Source organism: Gluconobacter cadivus, assembly GCF_015244745.1.
GTDB classification, from domain to species: domain Bacteria; phylum Pseudomonadota; class Alphaproteobacteria; order Acetobacterales; family Acetobacteraceae; genus Gluconobacter; species Gluconobacter cadivus.
Genome location: NZ_JABCQI010000013.1, coordinates 1 through 18,816, shown reverse-complemented (window position 1 = coordinate 18,816; position 18,816 = coordinate 1). Strand labels below are relative to the sequence as shown.

15 protein-coding genes are annotated in these 18,816 nt (G+C 60.8%); 8 read left to right on the top strand and 7 right to left on the bottom strand.

Translation table 11 applies throughout. The features are described 5' to 3' along the window. Positions 1-18: 18 nt before the first annotated feature. Both HKD28_RS14840 and HKD28_RS14835 read left to right on the top strand, forming a co-directional pair. Positions 19-1,989, top strand: coding sequence for a serine/threonine-protein kinase (locus HKD28_RS14840; RefSeq protein WP_194268993.1), 1,971 nt, complete (start codon positions 19-21; stop codon positions 1,987-1,989). Positions 1,990-1,998: 9 nt separating this feature from the next. Next, on the top strand, positions 1,999-2,469 hold the full coding sequence (locus HKD28_RS14835) for a hypothetical protein (protein ID WP_194268992.1): 471 nt from the start codon (positions 1,999-2,001) through the stop codon (positions 2,467-2,469). 30 nt (positions 2,470-2,499) lie between these two features. On the opposite strand, the gene ftsY is transcribed toward HKD28_RS14835, so the two are convergent. Genes ftsY through dapF form a run of 3 tightly spaced genes read right to left on the bottom strand, consistent with a single transcriptional unit; the run spans position 2,500 to position 5,495 of the window. Next, positions 2,500-3,462 (bottom strand): signal recognition particle-docking protein FtsY, encoded by a 963-nt coding sequence (gene ftsY / locus HKD28_RS14830; protein ID WP_194268991.1) that lies wholly within the window; start codon positions 3,460-3,462, stop codon positions 2,500-2,502. 60 nt (positions 3,463-3,522) lie between these two features. Continuing rightward, on the bottom strand, positions 3,523-4,725 hold the full coding sequence (locus tag HKD28_RS14825) for a MiaB/RimO family radical SAM methylthiotransferase (RefSeq protein ID WP_194268990.1): 1,203 nt from the start codon (positions 4,723-4,725) through the stop codon (positions 3,523-3,525). Further along, entirely contained in the window at positions 4,722-5,495 is a 774-nt protein-coding gene (gene dapF / locus HKD28_RS14820; protein ID WP_194268989.1) for a diaminopimelate epimerase, read from the bottom strand. Before dapF ends, HKD28_RS14825 begins: the two co-directional genes overlap by 4 nt. A gap of 85 nt (positions 5,496-5,580) precedes the next feature. Here dapF and HKD28_RS14815 point away from each other — a divergent pair, with 85 nt between their 5' ends. Together HKD28_RS14815 and HKD28_RS14810 are read left to right on the top strand one after the other, a co-directional pair. Continuing rightward, the gene (locus HKD28_RS14815; RefSeq protein WP_174694291.1) at positions 5,581-6,231 is read left to right on the top strand and encodes a class I SAM-dependent methyltransferase; all 651 of its coding nucleotides are present in this window, start codon (positions 5,581-5,583) and stop codon (positions 6,229-6,231) included. Positions 6,232-6,358: 127 nt separating this feature from the next. Further along, a complete protein-coding gene (locus HKD28_RS14810; protein WP_194268988.1) occupies positions 6,359-8,176 on the top strand; it encodes a DEAD/DEAH box helicase in 1,818 nt (605 codons plus the stop codon). Positions 8,177-8,241: 65 nt separating this feature from the next. Here the strand turns inward: HKD28_RS14810 and HKD28_RS14805 are convergent, their stop codons facing one another. Genes HKD28_RS14805 through HKD28_RS14795 form a run of 3 tightly spaced genes read right to left on the bottom strand, consistent with a single transcriptional unit; the run spans position 8,242 to position 10,977 of the window. Then, positions 8,242-9,345, bottom strand: a complete 1,104-nt coding sequence (locus HKD28_RS14805; protein WP_194268987.1) for a glycosyltransferase family 61 protein — start codon at positions 9,343-9,345, stop codon at positions 8,242-8,244. 8 nt (positions 9,346-9,353) lie between these two features. Continuing rightward, positions 9,354-10,232 carry a polyphosphate kinase 2 family protein gene (locus HKD28_RS14800; protein ID WP_194263148.1) on the bottom strand — a complete coding sequence of 293 codons (879 nt, stop codon included), beginning with the start codon at positions 10,230-10,232 and terminating at the stop codon, positions 9,354-9,356. After that, entirely contained in the window at positions 10,222-10,977 is a 756-nt protein-coding gene (locus HKD28_RS14795) for an SDR family NAD(P)-dependent oxidoreductase (RefSeq protein ID WP_194269027.1), read from the bottom strand. The genes HKD28_RS14800 and HKD28_RS14795 overlap by 11 nt, the downstream gene beginning before the upstream one ends. A 143-nt stretch (positions 10,978-11,120) precedes the next feature. Between HKD28_RS14795 and HKD28_RS14790 the strand changes: the two genes are divergently transcribed. Beyond that, the gene (locus HKD28_RS14790; RefSeq protein WP_194268986.1) at positions 11,121-11,747 is read left to right on the top strand and encodes a YqgE/AlgH family protein; all 627 of its coding nucleotides are present in this window, start codon (positions 11,121-11,123) and stop codon (positions 11,745-11,747) included. Positions 11,748-11,777: 30 nt separating this feature from the next. After that, complete coding sequence (gene grxB / locus HKD28_RS14785; RefSeq protein ID WP_194268985.1) at positions 11,778-12,431, top strand: glutaredoxin 2; 654 nt, start codon at positions 11,778-11,780, stop codon at positions 12,429-12,431. Between the two features lie 63 nt (positions 12,432-12,494). Here the strand turns inward: grxB and HKD28_RS14780 are convergent, their stop codons facing one another. Continuing rightward, a complete protein-coding gene (locus HKD28_RS14780) occupies positions 12,495-14,702 on the bottom strand; it encodes a S9 family peptidase (RefSeq protein WP_194268984.1) in 2,208 nt (735 codons plus the stop codon). A 198-nt stretch (positions 14,703-14,900) separates the two neighbouring features. Here HKD28_RS14780 and HKD28_RS14775 point away from each other — a divergent pair, with 198 nt between their 5' ends. Together HKD28_RS14775 and clpB are read left to right on the top strand one after the other, a co-directional pair. Beyond that, a complete protein-coding gene (locus HKD28_RS14775; RefSeq protein ID WP_194269026.1) occupies positions 14,901-15,980 on the top strand; it encodes an aldo/keto reductase in 1,080 nt (359 codons plus the stop codon). A 91-nt stretch (positions 15,981-16,071) separates the two neighbouring features. Beyond that, on the top strand, positions 16,072-18,672 hold the full coding sequence (gene clpB, locus HKD28_RS14770) for an ATP-dependent chaperone ClpB (protein ID WP_194268983.1): 2,601 nt from the start codon (positions 16,072-16,074) through the stop codon (positions 18,670-18,672). The last annotated feature ends 144 nt before the right edge of the window (positions 18,673-18,816 follow it).

Genomic DNA, 18,816 nt, shown 5'->3' with positions numbered 1-18,816 from the left:
GGAAACAGCGGGATTTCGATGGCCGACACGCAGGCAGATAACAGCCAGGAACTGCTCATTGCCGAGCGGTATCTGATCAGCCTGGATCACAAACAGCCTGATTTTGGTGGCTGTACGACATATGGCGCGCAGGACATGACGGCTTCCGGGGCGTCCTATCTTGCGCTGGCTCCCTTTGTGCCGTCGGCCCGTCTTTCAGAATTCATGTTCTTTCGTCATGAGAGCGTGATTCCGATTCAGACCCATGAATATTGTCAGGGTGCTTTATGGGTTCTCTGTCCCCATCCTCCAGGCCCATCTCTTGCGGAAAGTCTCGGTCTATGGACCGAAAGCCAGCTGATTGATGGCGTCATCCGCCCGTTTGCCGGGCTTCTCCAGAAGTTGGAAGCGGCCAATCTGACATGCCGCAGCATCCGCCCGGACAACATGTTCGTCGGGCAGGGGCTGCACAAAGTCGTGCTCGGGCCGTTGGGCGTTACGGCGCCTGCTGAAAAACAGCCTGTTCTGTTCGAACCCCTGTCTTCGGCGGTCTGCCGTCCGTCTGCGCGGGGCGAAGGGACGACGGATTGCGACATCTTCTCGCTGGGTGTGATTATCCTCGCGCTTGCGATCGGAAAATTACCTCTTGAAGGACTGTCCGACGCGGAGATCCTCAAACGGCGCTTCGAGATCGGTACGCCTGCGGCTTACATGCAGGACCAGAAAGTTCCTGTCGGGCTGCGGTCCCTCCTGACCGCCATGCTGGCGGATGATCCGCATAATCGCCCTTCTCCACGCGATCTGGTGACGATAGCGCCGAGCAAGGTTTTTACGGTCCGCCCGGTCGTTCCCGCCCGCATTCCGCTCATGATCGGCGGAAACGCCGTGCATACGCCCCAGGCCCTGGCATGGTACGCGGGGCGTCATCCCGCCGAATTTTCCGCGCTGCTGCAAAGGAAAGTCGTCAGTAACTGGCTCCATGGGGAGCTTGAGCTCTCCGTGATGGCGAGCCTGATCGAACAGGCCAGCGCTTCGTTTCTTCCCGCGGGCGGAAGCAAGGCGGTCGATCCTGCGACGATGGTCATCACACACGCAATTTCCGTGCTTGATCCCGCTGCGCCCATGTTTTGGGGAGGAATATGGTTCTGGCCGGAGGCGCTGCCACAGATGATGGTTCAGGCAACCGTTCGGCCTGATAACCCGGACGATGAACGAACGGTCCGCAATATCCTGAGCTTCATGGCGGGTAACCCGGATGCCTTCCTGTCGGCCCATCTTCCGCAGAGACAGGGGCGGCAGATCACGGCGTTGTCGGCGGCAGCGCGGCGGATAGCTCTTAAAGGAGCGGAACTGGTCAGGCGTTTCCCTTATGAGATGAACAGTTATCTTCCGTGTCTTTCAAAAAAATGTCTGGATGCGCGGATCTCCGTGCCGGAAGGGCTGTTGCAGTGGCTGAACCGCCATGTGGGCATTGAAGACCTGCCGGATGATATGCTGGGGCGAAGCGGTTTTCTGGATGATCAGATGCGCTCTTTCCTTGAGGCGCATTGCGCGCGTCAGGGAGTTGTTCCTTTGTCGCAATCACAGAAAGCCGGGTTGCCAGGCTGGCTGGCGGATGTGACCCTGCTCGCAGCAGTTCAGAGGAAATTCGACACCGCGCCACTCAGCTTTCTGGCGCAACGGGCTTTGCCTCTGCTTGAGGCGGAGCTGCGCCAGTGGCGGAGCAAGAGTGCGCGTGCCCGTCGGCGCGTGCGTCTGGGAAAGGCAGCCGAAAACGGAAATCTGGGCGTCTTTCTGGCAACGGTCAACGATCCAACGGGTCTGCGGTTGGACCAGAGGCAGGCTCAGGAAGCCGAAGCCGAAATCAGCAACCTGATGCGTGTTCTCGATGAAGCGCCTGAACGCAAAGCCGCCAATGATCGCGAGGCGCGAAACTCCGGTGAGTTCTTTTCTCTTCTGACAGGCATCGCGGTCGCAATGGCAAGTATCTGGCTGGAATTCTGCCAGTGAGGAAGATTTATGGCGTCTGTTAGGTCGGCAGAAGCGGGAACGCTCCGTGCTCCGGGATTTCGGTGGTGGCACGGAATCATCATTGGCTTGATGCTGTCCTATGTGCCCGGAAGTCTGCTTGTTGCCGGTGTGCTGCTGTTGCCTCTGGTGGCTCTGAAACTGTTTGATCCGAACGCTGATGGCCAGCGTCTCATGATCGTTCTGTTTTATGTTGGCGCGGTCATGGTACATCCCCTGCACGAAGCCTGGGCGGCCAACGGCGATTGGGAGACCTGCATCGCGCAGATTACCCAACCCGTAACGCTGGCGCTGGACTGGCTGGCGGCTGGTGCGGCGTGGCTTGTGGCGGAGGCTTCAGCCATTGGTGGGCGACTCTGGAATGCGGAAGTGGCACGACGCGAGCGCAAATCCATCGAAAAACGGATCGCGTATCTTCAGGACGAATGGATGTCTTCGGACGAAGATGCTCCTGCGAACTGAGCCATCCTCCAGATCGCAGAGCCTGACGTCTTATTCGACTGCGGACGTATCTTCGACCGAGGTTTCCATCAGTCTTGATGCCAGATCGTTCGAACCGCCGACCAGACCTTTGGCATAGTCCTGAGCCGAGAAGGGGCGGAGGTCTTCAGCCTGTTCCCCAACGCCGACCATATGAACCGGCAGCTTGAACTGTTCGGCAAGGGCAACGACGATGCCACCGCGTGCGGAGCCATCCAGTTTGGTCACGATCAGGCCGGTCACGTTGACCAACTCCCGAAACACGCGAACCTGTTCGACGGCGTTCTGACCCGTCGTGGCATCCAACACCAGCAGCACGGAATGCGGTGCCGTTTCGTCGAATTTCCGCATGACGCGGATGACCTTGGCCAGTTCCTCCATCAGCGCGCCCTTGTTGTGCAGGCGTCCGGCAGTGTCGATCAGAAGCAGGTCGGTTCCGGCTTCCGTTGCGCGCTTGAGGCCGTCATAGGCTAGTCCCGCTGCATCGGCACCGTGCTTTCCGGCAATGACCGGCACATTGGCGCGTTTGCCCCAGACTTCGAGTTGTTCGACAGCGGCGGCGCGGAAGGTATCTCCCGCAACCAGCATCACGGATTTGCCTTCTTCAGTATAGAGGCGGGCCATCTTGCCGATGGTCGTGGTCTTGCCGACGCCATTGACCCCGACCACCAGAACGACATGGGGCTTTTTCGCCGGATCGGGCTCGAAAGGAACTGCAACCGGCTCCAGAACACGGGCGATTTCGGTCGCGAGGGTTTCTCGGATTTCGTCGCTGGTCACGTCCTTGCCGAAGCGCGTGCTCCGGAAGCTTTCGATCACGCGTTCGGCGACGGCGGGGCCGAGGTCTGCCGCGATCAGTTCGTCCTTGAGTTCCTCAAGAGCCGTTTCGTCCAGCTTGCGATGGGTGAAGACGGCGCCGAGACGCGAACTCGAGCGTGAAAGACCCTGTTTGAGTCGTGAGAAAAATCCAGCCATGCATGGGAGTTCGGACAGGTCGGGCCGGACGTCAAGAGCACAGGAAGACCTGAATGTATTTCAGGTGCGGATTTCTGCCAGAAGTGTTCCGTTTTCGAGCCCGGTAGCCCGGACGGGGACGAAACTGCCCCGCACTGGCGCAGGCGCGTCGCCGACGAGGCGGATGGCGGCGAATTCGGGGGAATGGCCGCTATCGGCCGTTTCGGCGAGAATATCGAAGTCCGTGCCGATGAGGCGTTCGAGAAAACGGTCACGGTTTCTATCGCCCACGTCGCGGAGTCGGGCCGCGCGTTGCTGGCGTTCGGCGTTGGGAACGGCGGGCATCCGTGCCGCAGGGGTGCCGGGGCGTTCGCTGTAGGGAAAGACATGTAGGAAAGGGATCTTCTGCTCTTCGATGAAGGCGCGCGTTTCTTCAAACAGAGCCTCCGTTTCTGTAGGGAACCCCGCGATCAGATCGGCGCCGACGCCTGTTTCCGGACGCATGGAGCGGACACGGCGCAGTGTGGCCGCAACGCCAGCGGTGTCGTGGCGGCGTTTCATGCGCTTGAGAATGAGGTCCGACCCGGCCTGCAGGGAGAGGTGTAGATGCGGCATCAAGCGGGGTTCGTTTTCCAGCAGCCACCACAGATCCGCATCGCCCGTCTTCACATCCAGAAGAACAGGGTCGATGGACGACAGGCGCAGACGTCGGACACCTTCAACACGGCGCAGCAGTTCGCGGCATAATGCGCCCAGCCCCTTGCCTGCGGTGTCTTGCCAGGAGGCAATGTCCACGCCGGTCAGGACGATTTCCTGATGACCGGCTTCGACAAGGGCTTCGGCGCGGGCGATGGCATCCTCAATGGGCGTGGAGCGGGAATCGCCGCGACCATAGGGAATGATGCAGAATGTGCAGCGATGATCGCAGCCCTGCTGAACCTGAAGAAGGGCGCGGGCGTGGCGTGACGGGGGTAGTCCTGTGCCGTGATCGCCCCAGATGGCGGGTTTGAGCTTGTCTTCGTTGGGGACGACGCGAACCACGCCCGGCAGTTCGGCCCAGCGATCCGGTGCGATGTCGGAAGCGCAACCGGTCACGACGATTTTGGCATCCGGATTTTCGCGATGCGCCCGACGAATGGCCTGTCGCGCCTGCCGCTCGGCGGTGGTTGTCACGGCGCAGGTGTTGACGATGATGGTGTCGTTCTGGCCGCGCGCGTGATGGGCCATGCCATCGCTTTCATGCGCGTTCAGGCGGCAGCCGAAGGTCAGGACGGAGGCGGTCACGCCGTTGTTCCGTGGAAAACCGTGACGGCGGGGCCTGTCATCAGGACGTGACCGTCCGCGCGCCAAGTGATTTGCAGGTCGCCACCATCCATGGTGACAATGCAGGTGCGCTCCGTGAGGCCGCGACGCACGGCATTCACGACGGCCGCGCAGGCGCCGGACCCGCAGGCGAGTGTCAGGCCGGCACCACGTTCCCAGACCCGCAGGCGCATATGGGTCGGGGAGAGGATTTGTGCAAAGCCGATATTGGCGCGTTCGGGGAACAGCGCGTCCTGTTCGAGCCCGGCGCCCAGTGCTTCTGCGTGGGAGGCATCGCCAAAGATCGTGGCGTGGGGATTGCCCATCGAGCAGGCCGCGGCGTCATGCAGGGGGAGATGCAGCGTGTCGCAGGCCTGCGAAAGCGGTACGTCCTGCCAGTCCAGGCGGGGCATACCCATATCGATCGTGAAAAGATCGCCGTCGCGTGCGGTGGGAAGAAGACCGGCAGCAGTCTGGAGTGTGGGCGTGCCTCCGACGAATTTTGCCACGCAGCGAGACGCATTGCCGCAGGCTCCGGCTTCAGAGCCGTCGGGATTAAAGAATCGGACATGCACGTCCGCACCGTCCAGCGTTGGGACAGTTAAGAGAACGAGCTGGTCGCAGCCGATTCCAAAGCGCCGGTCGCACAGATGGCGGATGGTGGCGGTGTCGAGCGTGGGATCGTTCTGGCGGGCATCGATGACGACGAAATCGTTGCCCAGACCGTGCATTTTCGTGAAGGAGAGGCTCATGATAGCCTTCCTCATAAAGCATCACGCGGGTTGACGCACGGGGAACATGCCCTCATGTCCGCTGCTGGATCAGCAAGGAGTGGATATGAGCGGCCCGGAACAGCTTGAAGGAATGCACGTTGCGGCGTTCACGCGTGCCAACGACGAGCCTGACACGATCTTCCATGCACAGCGCATCCCGGATTCGCTGATGGACATGGGCGCGCAGACAGCCGTAACGGCCCTGTATCAGACCGCTCTGCCGGTTGGGGGCGCCGTGCTGGATCTGATGGCCGGAGCGTTGAGTCATTATCCGAAGGAAGCGCAGTTTCAGCGCGTGGTCGGGCTTGGCGTTGCGAAAGCGGCTCTGGAGGCCAATCCGGTTCTGAGCGAACGGGTCGTGCAGGATCTCAATGACGAGCCGACCCTGCCTTTTGAAGATGACAGCTTCGATGCCGTGACGCTGTGTGACGGGTTGGCCTATCTGACGCAGCCTTTGGCGGTTCTGATGGAAATCGTGCGTGTGCTCAAGCCCGGTGCGCCGCTGATCCTGACATTTTCCGACCAGTTTCATGCGGCGAAGGCCGTTGCGATCTGGCAGGCGCTGGAGCCTGCGGACCGCGTGCGGCTGGTCAGTGTTCTTATGTCCCGCACCGGTCTGGCGGAGCTGGATACGGGCGAGGTCGTCCCCCCGGAAGACCTGACGGCGTGGCGCGATACGGTTCATGCCGTGATTGGCCGCAAGCCCAGAACCTGAGCTGCAAACACAAGAAAAACCTCGGCATACGTTCTTTCTGGTATTTTGAAGCGGAAGTCTTTATGCAGCGGCATTCCAGCCGCCGCATCCTGTCGTCGGCGTGACGTTTGCCGAGTGTTCATAAAATATGCCTTTTCCCGATACCCATCCTGCCCTCAAGCGCGCCCTTGAGGCACGTGGCTACGAACAGCTGACTCCTGTTCAGGAAGCCGTTCTGCAGCCGGGGCTGGACGAGCGCGACCTGCTGGTTTCCGCGCAGACGGGGTCGGGCAAGACCGTCGCCTTCGGCCTGGCCATCGCTCCGACCCTGCTCGGAGACGCCGATCGCCTTCCGCCGTCCCCTCAGCCCATGGCGCTCGTGATCGCGCCGACGCGTGAGCTGGCGCTTCAGGTCCAGTCCGAACTCAAATGGCTTTATGCCGAAACCGGTGCCCGCATTGCGAGCTGCATTGGCGGCACCGATGCCCGCAGCGAAGCCCGCGAACTGAGCCGTGGCGTTCATATCGTTGTCGGCACGCCGGGCCGTCTGTGCGACCATCTGTCGCGCGGCTCCCTCGACCTGTCCGCTCTGCGCTGCGTCATTCTCGACGAAGCTGACGAGATGCTGGATATGGGCTTCCGTGAAGAACTCGAGCAGCTTCTCGATGCTGCTCCGGCCGAGCGTCGCACCCTGCTGTTCTCCGCTACGATCGCCCGCGAAATCGCGTCCCTTGCGCGTCGCTACCAGAAAAACGCCGAGCGGATCGACACGGTGTCGGGTGCGAAGCAGCATTCCGACATCACCTATCGCTGTGTTGTCACGCCGCCGCAGGAAATCGAGCGCTCGCTTGTCAATGTGCTTCGTTTCTACGAGAGCCCGACGGCGATGGTGTTTTGCAACACCCGCATGATGGTCAATCAGGTTCAGGCAACCCTGCTTGAGCGTGGTTTTGCATCTGTCGCCATTTCCGGCGAGATGGGTCAGAACGAGCGTAGCCGCGCGATCGAGAGCCTGCGTTCCGGTCAGGCGCGTGTCTGCGTTGCAACCGACGTTGCAGCCCGTGGTATTGACGTCCCGGCCCTGAACCTCGTGATCCATGCCAGCATCCCGACGGCTGCCGAGACCCTGCTGCACCGTTCGGGCCGGACAGGTCGTGCGGGCCGCAAGGGCACCAGTGTTCTGATGGTTCCGGTGAGCCAGCGTCGCAAGGCTGAGCGTCTGCTTCAGATAGCCAAGATCCAGGCGGAATGGGAAGCTGTTCCGACCGCTGCGGCGATTGCCGAGCAGGACAAGACCCGTCTGATGGACGATCCTATCCTGACGAATGCCGTGGACGACATGTCCGACGAACTGGTCAACCAGCTCGCCGAGAAATACGACGCCACGAAGCTCGCGGCTGCGCTGGTGGGTCTGTACCGTGCGCGTCTGCCGAAGGTCGAGCAGGTTCGTCCGATGTCTGTCGAAGCCCCGCGTCACACAGAGCGTGGTGAGCGTGCGCCGCGTGAAGAGCACGTCATGGCGGGCGAGTGGTTCAAGATGAGTGTCGGCCGGACCGAGCGCGCCGATCCGAAATGGCTGATCCCGCTGATCTGCCGTCTGGGTGGTGTGCAGAAGCGCGAAATCGGCAGCATCCGCATCGATCAGGAACAGACCTATTTCCAGATCGCCGATGAGAGCGTTGCGCGCTTCAAGTCCTGCCTCGCCGGTGCGGACGCTGATGAAGTGACGATCGAACCGTCTGAAGCGCCTGCTGGCGGCATGGGCCCCCGTGGTCGTAACCCCGGTGAAGGCAAGCGTTTTGGCGGCGGTGGCCGTTCGGGCGGCGGCTTCAAGGGCGGCCCGCGTGGTGGTGCTGGCGGCGGAAGCGGCTACAAGGGACGCGGCGGTTCCGGCTTCAGCCGTCAGAAGCCTGCAGGCGGCGATGGCCCGCGTGGCGATGGTTCGAGCCGCAAGCGCCGTTCCTGATCCTTCTTTCAGGATCTGAGTGACGTAAAACCCCGCCGGAGCAGGTCTTCGGCGGGGTTTTGTTTTTAGGTCTGAGGCAGGCGGGCGGTTAGATCCCGGACGCGGTCAAGGATATCTGTGACGGGGAGCGGGATTAAAGCATTGTCTGTATGGTTTTCCTGTGCGGCACCCGTCTGAAAGACATCGGCCCAGTAGCGCAGGCCACCCTGTGTCGCCATCGCGGCGAAACACGGGTTGACGTGGTGGGACGGAACGAGTTCGTAAACGAGGGTTCCCGGCTGACACCAGGCGATATTGGCCATCCCGGCGCCGAGCATGCCCATAACCATTTCGGCTTCGCTGAACAGACGGATCTGTTCGGTCAGGGACAAGGTTTCGGGGCGGACAAGCTCAAAACCGAGTTTTTCCAATGCGTCCGCCATTTCGGCTTCGTTGGGAACATGCCGGTTGGCCGAGGCTCCGCGCTCGATATACAGCCGCCGACCCGTGGATTTGCCTGAGACGCCCACGGCCTGTCGAAGACGGGCATAGGCGGCACGTGAAAGGTCCGAGATGGCAAAATCCGCGCTTCCATTGACGAAGGTGATGTAATCCAGAGTTTTGAACGCGTACTGGTGCCCCTGTTGCAGGCGGATATGGGCGTCGGATGTCAGGCCGAAGAGCTCCAGCGTCTCGAACTGCCAGCGGTGCATGTGTTCGGGCAGGACAAGGCGAACGGCCTTATCCTGTAGGGACAGGACGTGCAGGGTCGGGATCGTATGGGCGACCCAGTGATAGTAATTCGAAGCCCAGTGATCGACGCAACTTGCCGTAAGGCCCTTGAAAGACGGGCAGCTTATCATGTCGGCCGGGCGCAGCGTCAGGGCGCGGACAGCATCCGGGGGCTGGACATAGGCTGTGTCGGAGACGGGGTGGCCTGCATGCAGCAGGGTCATCAGGGGTTGGTCCAGCACGATATTGCGCAGAGCATAGTGCTGGACCGTGACCGGCATGCTCTCCCAGTCCCGAAACGGATTTCGCTCCGGATGGGGAAGGTCGGACAGGCCCGACGAAGAGACGCACTTCACCGGGCAGGTTTCGAGCATGGTCACGCTTCGGGCAATCTCCGCCAGACCGGAGAGTCCGGCTGGTGGAGGTAGAAAGCGCCTGAAACGGGAGAAAATCTGCATGGTCTGGCTCAGACGGTTTTGGCCGCACCTTTGAGCAGGGCCTGTTGGGCATCGCGGAGGGAATCGGAGAGTTTCTGTTCCGGTTCCTTCAGATGCAGGCTTTCGAGTGTGTCCAGCAGCGCTTCGGCCACGAGCACGCGGGCAAGCCATTTATGGTCCGATGGAATGACGATCCAGGGAGCTTCCGGCGTTGAGGTCGCGCGGATGGCCTCTTCGTAAGCGGCGGTATAATGCGGCCAGAACTCACGCTCCTTGATGTCGGAAGGACTGAATTTCCAGCGTTTTTCCGGATGGTCCAGTCGCTTGAGCAGCCGAAGTCGCTGCTCTTCCGGCGAAATATGGAGGAACAGCTTGAGGACGATGATGTTTTGCCGGTGCAGATAGCTCTCGAAGTTCCGCAGATCCTGCAAACGGTGGTCCCAGAAATCCGGAAGATCCGGATTGAGCCCGCGGGCCCGGACCATGTCCGGATGAACGCGCTCCACCAGAACGTCTTCATAATGGCTGCGGTTGAAAATGCCGATCTCGCCGCGTGACGGGACGGCGAGATGGATGCGCCACAGATCGTCATGGCGTGTCGAAATTCCGGCAGGGGCCTTGAAGGACGTAACATGCACGCCCTGCGGGTTCAGGCCCGAGAATGCGTGCCGGATCGCGCCGTCCTTACCTGCAGTGTCCATGCCCTGAAGAACGACGAGGATGCCATGCGTCGCATAGGCCGCGAGACGCTGTTGCAGGACGGACATCCGGTCCACGCAGTCGCGGATACGGGTACGGGACTCGTTCTTCTGACGACCGAGTTTGTCATTCGTCGGTATGGAGGACAGGCGGAATTTTTTCCCGTCCGTAATGCGAAGCTGTGGGGGGAGGCCGATTTCAACCGACATGACGGTTGACCGCAAGACCGCCCGAGGCCTGACAGACCGGCATCATTTCCAGATAATTGACATTCACATGCCACGGCAGACCAATGAGCCAGGAGACCGTTCCGGCAATGTCTTCCGGGGTCAGGGGCGTTGTGTCCTTGTAAACGGCTGCTGCCTTGGCGTCGTCACCCAGACGCACGTTGCTGAATTCGCTACCCCCACACAGGCCAGGTTCGATATTGGTCACGCGGATGCGGGTGCCGAGCAGATCCGTGCGGAGATTCTGGGTAAACTGGTGAACGAAGGCTTTGGTCGCGCCATAGACGTTCCCGCCGGTATAGGGATAGGTCCCGGCCGTGCTGCCCAGAGCGATGATGTAGCCCGTATTGCGCTGGACCATGCCCGCCAGAAGCGCCCGGGTCAGTTCGACAACGCCCGAAACATTGGTGGCGATCATGGATTCCCAGTTGTCGGGTTCGGCGTCCTGTGCCGGTTCCATGCCGAGGGCAAGACCGGCATTGTTCACCAGAACGTCGATATCCTGCCAGTCCTCGGGCAGTGCGGCGGGCAGGGCACGCAGGGCGTCACGGTTGGTCATATCGAGCGTGAAGGGCAGAACGCTCTCGCCCAGTTCGTCCTTGAGGGCTTCGAGCCGCTCCTTGCGGCGGCCGGTGGCGATGACGCGATGGCCTTCGCGGACAAGCCGTGTTGCAATGGCATGGCCGAAACCTGCGGTGGCGCCGGTGACGAGGACGGTGAGAGGCATGACAATCTCCAGACGGACAGTCCGCACCCGGCAGGGGCGGTTCGTGGGCGGTACGGGGCTCAGGTCAGTGACATTGGATGTCATTAACACTCCTGAAGGCAAACGCTTGCAATACAGGAAGGGATGCACCCATGTTGGCAGGCATGAAAAAAACACTCGATGGACGCAATGACAACCTGACGGACCCTGCTGTGACAGCGATGGGCAAAGAGGCAGGCCTTACGGGGCAGTTGCTCGTGGCGGCACCTGCGCTGGCGGAGACGTTTTTTGAGCGGACCGTGATCTATCTCTGCGCCCATTCGGAGCAGGACGGGGCGATGGGGCTGATCGTCAACAAGCGTCTCGCGCAGCCGGGGCTGGACGATCTGTTCGCGCAGCTTGGAATCGATCCCAATCCGCCGGAACGCCGGATCGGCGTGTGTATGGGCGGTCCGGTCGAGCATTCACGCGGTTTTGTCCTGCACTCGGCGGACTGGGCAGGGGAGGGCAGTCTGGCCGTTGATGGGCACACGACTCTGACCGCCAGTCTGGATATCCTGCGCGAAATCGCTGCCGGACGCGGACCGAAACAGGCGATGCTGGCCCTCGGACATGCGGCCTGGGCACCGGGCCAGCTTGAACAGGAAATCCTACGGGACAGTTCGTGGTTTGTGGCACCGGCAAGCAATGAGATCGTGTTTGGCGCCGACCATACAAAGAAATGGCGACAGGCTCTGGACGCCATCGAGATCGACCCGCTTCTTTTTTCTTCATCAGTCGGAGAAGCCTGAGAAGGCAGCCGTCAGACACAGGAAGGCAGCATGAGCGCACCCTATATCCTCTACATTTATGAACATTGCCCGTTCTGCACGAAGGCGCGGATGATCTTCGGGGTCAAAAAGATCCCCTATGAAAAGCGCATCCTGCTGAATGACGATGTGGATGGTCCGGTCCGTATGGTGGGTCGCAAGGTCGTTCCCATCCTAGAAGAAAACGGACATTCCATGCCTGAAAGCATGGATATCGTTACGCATATCGATGGGATCGGAACGCCCGTTCTGACGGGAGACACGCGTCCGGAGATTACGGCCTGGCTCCAGAAGGCCGCCGCGCCCCTTTATCGCCTGTTCCTTCCGCGCGCTGCCGCCGCCCCGCTGCCGGAGTTCGGCACCACCTCCGCACGCGCCGGATTTATCCGCCGCAAGGAGCCTTCCGTCGGCGCCTTCAGCGCACTTCTGGAAGAGAAGACTGAAGAACTGACGCAGCTCAATGCACTGCTGAAAGATCTGGCGCCGCTGATCCGTTCGGCCGAGGCCGTAAATGGCGAACTCTCCACGGACGATATCCATCTGTTCGCGCATCTGCACAGCCTCTCGCTGATCCGTGGGGTGGTTTATCCCCCTGAGATCGAGGCCTACCGACAGGCCATGGCAGTACGGTCCGGTGTGGAACTGTTCGACGATATTGCCGTCTGAGCGCAGCGATATTTCCATAAAAAAGGGCCGGATCGCGTGATCCGGTCCTTTTTTATGTCGTGATTATTTTCCGGGCTGAAGAACCGTGTGCAGGAACTGCTCACGTCGCTGGGCTACGCGGGCGCGAATGACGGGGTCGGGCAGCATATGCGTGCCCGGTAGCAGCAGCAGGTCATAGGGCTTGCCCGCGTGGAGCAGGGCCTGCGTCAGCTTCATGGTGTTCTCAAAATAGACGTTGTCATCCGTGATGCCGTGCATGAGCAGAAGCGGCTGTTTAAGCGTATTGGCGTAGGTCAGGACATTGCTTTTGCGATAGCCTTCCGGGTCATGCTGCGGGGTGGCGAGATAACGCTCGGTATAGGCCGTGTCGTAATCCGCGAAATCGACCGGCGGTGCGCCCGCCACGCCGACCTTGAACACATCCGGACGGCGGATGGTCGCCATGGCGGTGAAATAGCCGCCAAAAGACCAGCCATGCACGCCAACGCGGGAGAGGTCCATTTCATGATGGCGCTTGCCGAGCGCCTGAAGACCATCGATCTGGTCCTGAAGCGGCAGGTCGATCAGGTTGCCCTTGATGGCCCGCTCGAAATCATGATCGCGCCCCGGCGTTCCACGTCCGTCGAGCGTGACGACGATATAGCCCTGATTGGCGAGGCACTGGTCATCAAGATAGGAGGTTGGCGTGTCGTGAACCATTTTAGATCCCGGCCCGGCATAGACGGACAGCACGACCGGATAATGTTTTGAAGGGCTGAAATTGTCCGGCCGGATGATGGCGGCGTCCAGATCACGCGCCCCTGCGGTCGTGAACTCGACATGAACCGGAAGTTTTGGGGGCTGGGCCACGCCCGGAAGTGTCGCCACGACATGACCTGCCGTATCCCGCACCAGCGTTTGGCGCGTACCGGCGGCACTGGCGAACGTATCCACCATGGCCGTGTGCGTGCCGTTGGTGACATGGATGTTGTGAATACCGCGCTCCGTCACGAACGGCGTGACGGCCCCGGTTTTCAGATCGATATGCACGACTTCGTTGTCCAGCCGGTTGGCGCGGACTGTGAGCGTGAGGGCGTTGTGTTCAGCGTCGTAGTCGTTGAGGGCGATATAGGACAGGCCGGGTGGCGTCAGGACACGCTCGAGCTTTCCGTCCGGGGCGTGGAGTTCGAGCTGCCAGTCCTTGCCGCGGTCCGCGGCCCAGAGAAAGCCTGCGTTGTTGTCAAGGAAGACCGGCAGGTTGTGGCCGCCGGATGCGGCGCGCGGGTCCAGTTCAATCCAGGCCGGGTCGGACTGTTCCAGGAGGACATGGGTGTTGGTGGTCGCGGGATCGATCGTGAGAAGCTGTTCTTTCGTCTGTTCGCGGTTGAGCAGGACGATGGCGAGGGGGGCATTCTTCCGCCAGACGACGCGACCGAGATAGGGCCATGCGTCGTGGTCCCATGAAATCCAGCGGATCGGGCCACCTTTGGCGTCCACCAGGCCGAAGCGCGTCTTGGCGTTGTTCGTGCCCGCGCGGGGATAGCGGAAGATGACGGGTTCGGCCTGCGGGGTTTCGGGGTCGGTGATGTAGTGCTTTTCGACGTCGCTGTTATCGGCTTCCTCGAACAGGATGGTCTTGCTGTCCGGCGACCACCAGGCACCGTCTGCGCGTTCCAGTTCCTCGGCTGCGGCGAATTCGGCGAGGCCATGGCTTAGAGTGTCACTACCGCCGGTTGTCAGGCGCGTTTCACGTCCGCTGACCAGATCGACACTATAAAGGTCATTATCCCGCACTGCGGCGAGGCTCAGCCCGTCCGGCGAGAGGCGTGGCGCGATCCATTGCCCCTCGACCGGTGTGACGCGGCCGTCATCCGTAGCGATGCGTTCGAGCTGCCCACCTTGTGAGGCGAGAACCGTGCCGCCGTCTTCGCTCATCTGATAGTCGGTGATGCCGGACATACTCTGGCGTGCCCGTTCGCGCCGGGCCTTCTCTTCGACCGACAGATGTTCCGGCCCCGATGCCGGGGCAGCCAGTTCATGAATGGCATGATCCGGCAGGTCGTAGCGATAGAGATGCAGATGCGTGTCGAAAGGTCCCGAACGCAGGAACAGGACGGAGTGACCGTCCGGCGTGATTTCCGCGTGGTTCGGCAGGCCAAGCGTACCGTTCCGGGTCTTGGCGAGATCGAGCATGCAGGCCGCGGGATCGGCGGCATTGGCAATTCCGGCGGACAGCACTGGAGAGATGAGGGCGCAGGCCATAAGGGCGCGACGAAGGGGATTTGAGGGCATTGCATCTCCAAAAGAATGACGGCGGGCAGGATTTTGACGTCGATCATGGACCGGGGCGTCGTTTGTGAACAGGGTGTGCGGAAGGGATCTGCGCAACCCTCTCACGTTTTCGAGAGCGGGGGCGATTTTACCGGGACCGATTCCGGGTTCGTGTGTTCTGCATTGCACTACGTCTCAGCAAGAAGGAGCCTGATGGATATGCAGTATCGTCAGCTTGGTCGCTCGGGCCTCAAGATTTCAGCACTCAATTTCGGATCGGTCACATTCGGCGGGCAGGGCAATTTTGCCGCCACCGGTAAGGTGGACGTCGCAGAAGCCACGCGGATGGTGGACATTTGCGTCGAGCATGGCGTGAACATGTTCGATACGGCGGACGCCTATTCCGGCGGTGAGGCAGAGGAAATCTTGGGGCGGGTCCTTCAGGGACGCAGCCGCGAACTGCTCGTGACCTCCAAGGTGCGTTTTCCGACGGGGAAGGGACCGAACGAACAGGGCCTGTCGCGCCATCACATTCTTAATGCCTGCGAAGACAGTCTGCGTCGTTTGGGGCGCGATCATATCGACCTTTATTATCTGCACGAATGGGACGGCCTGACGCCCGTTGAAGAAACGCTTGAGGCGCTCCAGACCCTGCGCGATCAGGGCAAGATCCGGTATGCGGGCATTTCCAATTTTGCAGGCTGGCAGGCCATGAAGCTGCTGGGCGCTGCCGAGCGGGACCGTCTGATCGCCCCCGTCAGCCAGCAGCTCTATTATTCCCTTGAAGCGCGGGATGCCGAATATGAACTTCTGCCGCTGGCGGTGGATCAGGGGCTGGGCGTTCAGGTCTGGAGCCCGCTCGCCTGTGGCCTGCTGACGGGGAAGTACCGTCGCGGTAAGACTGCGCCTGAAGATTCCCGCCGCATTTCCGGCTGGCCGGAGCCGGAAGTCCGGGATCTGAAGAAGCTCTACGATACGGTGGAGGTTCTGGTGCAGATTGCGGAAGAGCATAGTGTTTCCGCGGCCCGCGTGGCGCTGGCCTGGACGCTGCACAAGCCGGGGATCACGTCGCTGGTTCTGGGCGCGCGCAAGGAAAGCCAGCTTCTGGACAATCTCGCTGCCGCGTCGCTTCGTCTCACGCAGGAGCAGGTCCGCAGGTTGGACGATGTGAGTGCGCCGGACCTGATCTATCCGTACTGGCACCAGAACCGCAACGCGTTCGATCGTCTTTCGAAGGCGGATCTCGTGTTGCAGGGGCCGGCAAAACGTCTCCGCGAGGCTCTTGAAACGAAAAAATGACTGCCTAAATATTAGTCACAGGCCGCTGCCTCCGGGGGCGGCCAAGAACATCAATGCTGCCGCAACGGGGCATACGAGGACTTTAAAGACTATGGACATTCAGAATTTTACCGAACGCAGCCAGGGCTTTCTTCAGGCCGCACAGACGATTGCGCTTCGGGACTACAACCAGCAGCTGACGCCGGAGCATCTGCTCAAGGCCCTGCTGGACGATGAACAGGGCGCGGCCTCCGGTCTGATCCGCGCAGCGGGTGGTGATCCGAAGGTGGTCCAGACCGCCAATGACGCCGCGCTTGCAAAGTTGCCGAAAGTACAGGGTGCCGGTGCGGGCCAGCCCCAGATGACGCCTGATCTTGCCCGTCTGTTGGATGGTGCGGAATCCGCTGCAAAAGTCGCTGGCGACAGTCATGTGGCGCAGGACCGTCTGCTTGTGGCGATTGCCGCCAGCAATACGGCTGCGGGCAAGGCGCTTGTCGATGGCAAGGCCAGTGCCGGGGCGCTGGAGCGTGCTGTTGCGGAAATCCGCAAGGGGCGCACCGTTACGAGCGCCTCAGCGGAAAACACGTTCGACGCCTTGAAGAAATACGCCCGTGACGTGACGGCTGTCGCGCAGGCTGGCAAGCTCGATCCGGTTATTGGCCGTGATGAGGAAATCCGCCGGACCATTCAGGTTCTGGCCCGTCGTAGCAAGAATAATCCGGTTCTGATCGGTGAGCCGGGTGTGGGCAAAACGGCCATTGTTGAGGGTCTCGCGCAGCGGATCGTCAATGGTGACGTGCCTGAAGCTCTGCGCAACAAGAAGCTGATGTCGCTCGACATGGGCGCGCTGATTGCCGGTGCCAAATATCGCGGTGAGTTCGAGGAGCGTCTGAAAGCTGTTCTCAAGGAAATCGAGACGGCTGAAGGCGAGATCATTCTCTTCATCGACGAGATGCACACTCTTGTCGGGGCCGGTCGGTCCGATGGGGCGATGGACGCGTCCAACCTCATCAAGCCGGAACTGGCGCGCGGCACTCTGCATTGCGTGGGTGCGACGACGCTCGACGAATACCGCAAGTATATTGAGAAAGACGCGGCTCTGGCCCGTCGTTTTCAGCCGGTTTTCGTGGGTGAGCCATCTGTGGCCGATACGATCTCGATCCTGCGTGGCATCAAGGAGAAGTACGAACTGCATCACGGCGTTCGTATTACGGACAATGCCATTGTTGCGGCCGCAACCCTCTCCAATCGCTACATCACGGATCGCTTTCTGCCGGACAAAGCGATCGATCTGATCGACGAGGCAGCCAGCCGTTTGCGAATGCAGATCGACAGCAAGCCCGAAGCGCTGGACGAACTCGACCGCCGTATCATTCAGCTCAAGATCGAGCGGGAAGCCATTCGCAAGGAAGACGATAACGCCTCGAAGGATCGTCTGGTCGCGCTGGAAGCTGAACTTGCCGATCTGGAAGAGCAATCCGATGCGATGGGCGCCGAATGGCATGCCGAAAAGGATCGGGTGAATGCGATCCAGAAGCTGAAGGAACAGCTCGATACGGCCCGTTCCGATGTGGAGGTCGCGCAGCGTCAGGGAAATCTCGGTAAGGCGTCTGAGCTCATGTACGGCCTGATCCCGAACCTTGAGACCCAGATCGCCAAGGCGCAGGAAGAAGAGGACGCCTCGTCGAAAAGCGGACTTTTCGCTGATACCGTGACAGATCAGGGGGTGGCCTCGGTCGTGTCCCGCTGGACGGGGGTGCCGGTGGACCGGATGCTTGAAGGCGAGCGCGCCAAGCTGATCCGCATGGAAGACACGCTGCGTGATCGTGTCGTCGGGCAGGAGCAGGCTCTTGTGGCCGTGTCGAACGCCGTCCGCCGGGCCCGCGCGGGGCTTCAGGATCCGAACCGTCCGATTGGTTCGTTCCTGTTCCTCGGCCCGACGGGTGTTGGCAAGACCGAGCTGACTAAGGCTCTGGCGCAATTCCTGTTCGATGACGAGAAGGCCCTGCTGCGGATCGACATGAGTGAGTTCATGGAGAAGCACGCGGTCTCCCGTCTGATCGGCGCCCCTCCGGGCTATGTCGGTTATGACGAGGGCGGTGTGCTGACCGAGGCTGTGCGCCGTCGTCCCTATCAGGTGATCCTGTTTGATGAGGTGGAGAAGGCCCATGAGGACATCTTCAATATTCTGCTTCAGGTTCTCGATGACGGACGTCTGACAGACGGGCAGGGACGTGTGGTAGACTTCCGCAACACGATCATTGTCCTGACCAGCAACCTTGGCTCTGAAGTCTTGGCCAATCTGCCGGACGGTGAATCCGTGGATGAGGTCCGTCCGCAGGTCATGCAGGTCGTACGGAATCACTTCCGGCCCGAGTTCCTCAATCGTCTGGACGAGATCATCCTGTTCTCCCGCCTGCAGCGCAAGGACATGGACCGGATCGTCAAGATTCAGATCAGCCGTCTCCAGAAGCTGCTGGAAGATCGCAAGATTGATTTGGAACTGGACGAGAAGGGAACTGAGTGGCTGGCCGCAGAAGGATACGATCCTGTCTACGGTGCCCGTCCGCTCAAGCGTGTCATTCAGCGCAGCCTCCAGAACCCGCTGGCCAGCCTGCTGCTTGAAGGAAGCATCCACGATGGTGAAGCCGTAAAGGTTTCGGCCACTGACAAGGCCCTCACGATTGATGGAAAGCCCGTTTCAGCGGGCTGACCACGATAAAAGTGGGTTTGAATCGAAAAAAGCGCCGTAAAGGCGCTTTTTTCATGTTTTCTTCATTTCGGATTCTCAATGGATTATGGGGATAAGTGGTTTTTGTGAGGGAATTCAGGGTATTGGCTGTGTGAGTAAGTGCGA